3 protein-coding genes are annotated in these 5,280 nt (G+C 65.2%); all 3 read left to right on the forward strand.

The features are described 5' to 3' along the window. Positions 1–8 precede the first annotated feature (8 nt). Entirely contained in the window at positions 9–2,126 is a 2,118-nt protein-coding gene (gene glgX / locus AYR66_RS20755) for a glycogen debranching protein GlgX (protein WP_088709086.1), read from the forward strand. After that, positions 2,113–3,873: a malto-oligosyltrehalose trehalohydrolase gene (gene treZ / locus AYR66_RS20760; RefSeq protein WP_088709087.1), complete on the forward strand. Its 1,761-nt coding sequence runs from the start codon at positions 2,113–2,115 to the stop codon at positions 3,871–3,873. Before glgX ends, treZ begins: the two co-directional genes overlap by 14 nt. Beyond that, a partial coding sequence (locus AYR66_RS20765) for a 4-alpha-glucanotransferase (protein WP_088709967.1) occupies positions 3,870–5,280 on the forward strand: 1,411 nt, incomplete at its 3' end. The genes treZ and AYR66_RS20765, both read left to right, overlap by 4 nt.

Here is a 5,280-nt window from a genome sequence, read left to right on the forward strand (position 1 = left end):
AACCCCACATGGCCCCGCTGACCCTCCCGCTCGCCCCCGTCCAGTCGGGCAGCCCATACCCCCTTGGCGCCACCTACGACGGCGACGGCACCAACTTCGCCGTCTTCTCCGCCAACGCCGCAAAGATGGAAATCTGCTTCTTCGACCCGACCGGCCGGCACGAAGTCGCACGCGTCCCGCTGCCGCACTGCACCAACGAAATCTGGCACGGCTACGTCCCCGGCGCCCATCCTGGCACCCTCTACGGCTTCCGCGCTTACGGCCCATACCAGCCGGAATCCGGGCATCGCTTCAATCCCAACAAGCTGCTGCTCGACCCGTACGCGCGGCGGCTCCACGGCAACGTGCGCTGGACCGACAGCCTGTACGGCTATCGCATCAATTCGCCGCGCATGGACCTGTCATTCGACCACCGCGACAGCGCTCCGGCGATGCCGAAATGCGTGGTGACCGAATCCACGTTCAACTGGCACGGTGACGCACATCCGCGCGTGCCGTGGGAAAAGACGGTGATCTACGAGACCCATGTGCGCGGCCTGACCATGCGCCTGGACAAGGTGCCGGAAAACGAGCGCGGCACCTTTGCCGGGCTGGCGAACCCTTGGGTGATCGATTACCTGTCGCGCCTTGGCGTGACCGCCGTCGAACTGCTGCCGGTGCATGCGATCCTGCACGACCGCCGCCTGGTCAACCATGGCCTCGTCAATTACTGGGGATACAACACGCTGTCCTTCTTCACGCCCGAGCCGCGCTACCTGGCCAGCGGTTCGGCGGACGAGATGCGGCGCGCTGTACGCCAGCTACACGCGGCAGGCATCGAAGTCATCCTCGACGTGGTCTACAACCATACCTGCGAGGAAAGCGAGCTTGGCCCGACGCTGTGCTTCCGCGGGCTGGACAACGCCAGCTATTACCGCCTCAACCGCGACTACCCGCGCCACCACATCAACGACACCGGCTGCGGCAATACCGTGAACATGACCCATCCGCGCGTGCTGCAGATGGTGATGGATTCGCTGCGTTACTGGGTGCAGGAATTCCATGTCGATGGCTTTCGCTTCGACCTCGGCGTGACGCTCGGACGGGAATCCTACGGCTTCGACCCGAGCGCCGGCTTCTTCGACGCGCTGCTGCAGGATCCCGTGCTGGCCCGCGTGAAGCTGATTTCCGAGCCATGGGACGTCGGGCCGGGCGGCTACCAGGTCGGCAACCATCCGCCGGGCATCGCCGAGTGGAACGACCGCTTCCGCGATGACGTGCGCCGCTTCTGGCGCGGCGATTCCGGCATGCGTGGTTCGGTCGCCAGCCGCCTCATGGGATCGGCGGACCTGTTCAACCATCGGCGGCGTCGCTCCTGGTCGTCGGTCAATTTCGTGACTGCGCACGACGGCTTCACATTGCAGGACCTCGTCAGCTACGACCGCAAGCACAACGAGGCCAATCTCGAGGACAACCGCGACGGAACGGATGAGAACCGTAGTTCGAATTGGGGTGTCGAAGGGCCGGCCCCTGATCCGGAAATCCGGTCCACGCGCGAGCGCGTCAAGCGGGCCATGCTGATGACGCTGCTCCTGTCCCATGGCACGCCCATGATGCTCGGCGGCGACGAGATGGGGCGCACGCAGGGCGGCAACAACAACCCATATTGCCAGGATTCGGAAATTTCCTGGTTCGACTGGAGTCTGATCGAGACTGAGGAGGGCAGGATCTTGCTGGATTTCACGCGCCGCTGCATCGCTGCGCGCCGCACTGTTCCACGGTTGCGCAGCACCCGTTTCCTGGCAGCCAACCTGCGCACGCTGCACCGCATTCCCGAAATCAGCTGGTTCGACGAAACCGGGACGGAAATGACGCAGGAACGATGGAATTTCATCGAAGGACGGCTGCTGGCGCTGCGCCGTATCGGACAGGAGCTGCGTGCGGGCAAGCTGTCGGCATCGCTGCTGCTCCTCAACGCGTCGTCGAAAGACCGCGAGTTCATCCTACCCAAACCGCACCTTCCCTGGCAGGTAGCGCTTGACGCCGCCAATCCCGCAACGGATTGCGACCGCACGCCGGCCGAGGGCAGGCTCAATGTTGCCGCCCATAGCGCGGTCTTGCTGGTAACCGACAATGTCATCATTTGAAGCTTCTTTCGGCGCGCGCCTCGTTGCGCCAGACCGCACCCGCTTTCGCCTTTGGGCGCCGGGCTGCGAACAGGTGAGCGTGGAAATCGAGGGCATGGCGGCCGTTTCCATGCAGCAAGCCGGCGACGGCTGGTTCGTGGCCGAAGCGCAGTGCGGCACAGGCGCCCGCTACAAATACCGCGTATCGTCCGGGCTTGCCGTGCCCGATCCCGCTTCCCGCGCGCAGGCGGGCGATGTGCATGACGCCAGCATCGTGTGCGATCCGGATGCCTATCAGTGGAAGCACGCGGACTGGAACGGCCGTCCCTGGCATGAAACCGTCCTGCTCGAACTGCATGCCGGCACGATGGGTGGATTCGAGGGCGTAGCGAAACAGTTGCCGCTGCTTGCCGAACTGGGCATCACCGCGATCGAACTGATGCCGGTCGCCGACTTTCCCGGTCCGCGCAACTGGGGCTACGACGGCGTGCTGCACTATGCGCCCGATGCCGCCTACGGCAGTCCGGAGCAGCTGAAGGCCCTCGTCGATACCGCGCATGGGCTGGGGATGATGGTCTTCCTCGACGTTGTTTACAACCACTTCGGGCCGGACGGCAATTACCTTGGCACCTATGCGCCGCAATTTTTCCGCGACGACATCCATACGCCCTGGGGCCAGGCGATCGACTTCCGCAAGCAGCCGGTGCGCGACTTCTTTACCGAAAACGCGATCTACTGGCTGGACGAATTCCGCTTCGATGGACTGCGCTTCGACGCAGTGCATGCGATCAGCGACAAGGACTGGCTGGTGGAAATGGCGCAGCGCGTGCGTGCGGCGATGGCGGCCGGAAGGCATGTGCACCTGGTCCTCGAAAACGACGATAACAGCGCGCGCCTGCTTGAACGCGCTCCGTCACGCCTGTTCGACGCGCAATGGAATGACGACATGCACCACATCCTGCATGTCCTGCTGACCGGCGAGCGCGAAGGCTATTACGGCGGCTACGTCGGCCAGCCGGCGGAAAAGCTTGCGCGCGGCCTGGCGGAAGGCTTCATTTACCAGGGGGAAGCAGCACTCCTTCCCGGCGGGCCATCGCGCGGGGAACCGAGCGCGCATTTGCCGCCGACCGCCTTTGTGTTCTTCCTGCAAAACCATGACCAGATCGGCAACCGCGCCTTTGGCGAACGGCTGACCGTGCTGGCGCAGCCGCAAGCGTTGCGGGCAGCGATGGCACTGCAGCTGATGTCGCCGCAGATCCCGATGCTGTTTATGGGCGAGGAGAGCGGCGCGACGCAGCCATTCCTGTACTTCACCAGCCACCTGACGGCGGACCTGGCGGAAGCGGTGCGCAACGGCCGTCGCCAGGAGTTTGCACGCTTCGCCGCATTTTCCGACCCCGCGTTGCGCGAGCGTATTCCCGACCCGAATGACGAGGAAACCTTCCAGCAATCGATACCGCATCCGGATCCCGATACCGGGCAGGCGACGCGGGAATGGATCGCGTCACTGCTGGCCATACGCCGCACGCACATCGTTCCCCGCCTAGAAGGCGCACGCTCGCTGGGCGCGGACATCCTCGGTCCGGCAGCGGTTGCTGCGCGCTGGCGGATGGGGGATGGGCAGGTTCTGGTGGTTTCAATCAATCTCGGCGCCGCGCCTGTACCGTTCACGCCAGGCAGTGGCACCTTGTTGTTCGCGACGGAAGGCGCCGAAGGCAACGTACTTCCTGCCCATGCCGTCCTCGCCATCCTGGAGCCCTCCGCATGAATGACGAACAGATCCTGAAACTCGCGCGCGCCGCAGGCCTGGCGCAGGAATGGACCAATGCCTTCGGCCAGCCGATGCGTGTGTCGCCGGAAGCCTTGCGACGCATCCTCGAACGGCTCGGGTTTCCCTGCAACAGCGAGGACGATTGCCGGGACAGCCATGCCCGTCTTGCAGCGCTCGATGGCGGCAACGGTTTTCCTCCGCTGCTCACCTTCGTGGTCGGGCACCCGCTGCACTTGCCGGCCGCGCCGCGCCTGGCAGGGCAGACATGGCGGATCGAATTCGAGGAAGGCGGGCACGTGGATGGACGGCTCCCGGGCGACACCTCTCTCGGCGTCGAGTTGCCGGCGGTCGACCGCTGTGGTTACCACCGGCTGACCATTGGCGATACTGCAACGACGCTGGCAATCGCGCCGCCGCGATGCTTCGGCATTGCCGATGCGTTAAACCATAACGGCGGGCAGCCGCGGCTGTGGGGACTGGGTGTGCAGCTTTATTCGCTGCGCCGGACGGGCGACGGCGGTATCGGCGATTTCACCGGCTTGGCGGAATTTGCACGCTCAGCCGCTGGCCACGGCGCGTCAGCGTTGGCGATCAGCCCTGTCCATGCAATGTTCAGCGCCGACGTGCACCGGTTCAGTCCGTACGGGCCGTCCAGCCGGCTTTTCCTGAACGCGCTGCATATCGATCCGGCGGCGGTCCTGGGGCGCGACGCGATGGCGGCAGAGCTGGCCGGGCTGGGTGCCGATGAGGCAACCCGCTACGCCACACTGGAAAAGCTGGAACTGATCGACTGGCCCCAGGCGGCGCAACTGCGCCTGGCGCTGCTGCGCCGCCTGTATGCCCGCATGGCTGCATCCGGCCGCAACAGCGGCTTCGACGAATTCTGCCGCAAGGGTGGGGATGCGCTGCGCGACCATGCCCGCTTCGAGGCACTTCACGCGTGGCAACTCGCCAATGGCGAGAGCGGCTACTGGATGGAATGGCCGGAAGGCCTGCGCGATCCGTACGGCGCAGCGGTCGAGGCCTTCGCGAGCCAGCACGAGGCCGAAGTCGACTTCCACCTGTTCCTGCAATGGCAGGCCGCATGCGGACTGGACAGTGCCCAGAAAGCAGCCCGCGACGCCGGTATGCCGATCGGCCTGATCACCGATCTTGCCGTAGGTGCCGACAACGGCGGCAGCCAGGCATGGAGCCGGCAGGCCGAGATTATCAACGGCCTGTCGGTCGGCGCGCCGCCGGATGTACTCAACACGCGCGGCCAGAGCTGGGGGCTGGGCGCCTTTTCGCCGCATGCGATGAAAGCACGCGGCTTCGGCGCCTATATCGAAATGCTGCGCGCCATCTTCACCCATGCGGGCGGCGCGCGTATCGACCACGTGCTCGGCCTGAACCGCCTGTGGCTGG

Origin of the sequence: Noviherbaspirillum denitrificans (assembly GCF_002211445.1) — a bacterium.
Taxonomy (GTDB): Bacteria; Pseudomonadota; Gammaproteobacteria; order Burkholderiales; family Burkholderiaceae_D; genus Noviherbaspirillum; species Noviherbaspirillum denitrificans.

Bases quoted from the DNA above. Each gene is read 5' to 3' on its own strand.
- glgX (WP_088709086.1), top strand. From the start codon at position 9: ATGGCCCCGCTGACCCTCCCGCTCGCCCCCGTCCAGTCGGGCAGCCCA.
- treZ (WP_088709087.1), top strand. From the start codon at position 2,113: ATGTCATCATTTGAAGCTTCTTTCGGCGCGCGCCTCGTTGCGCCAGAC.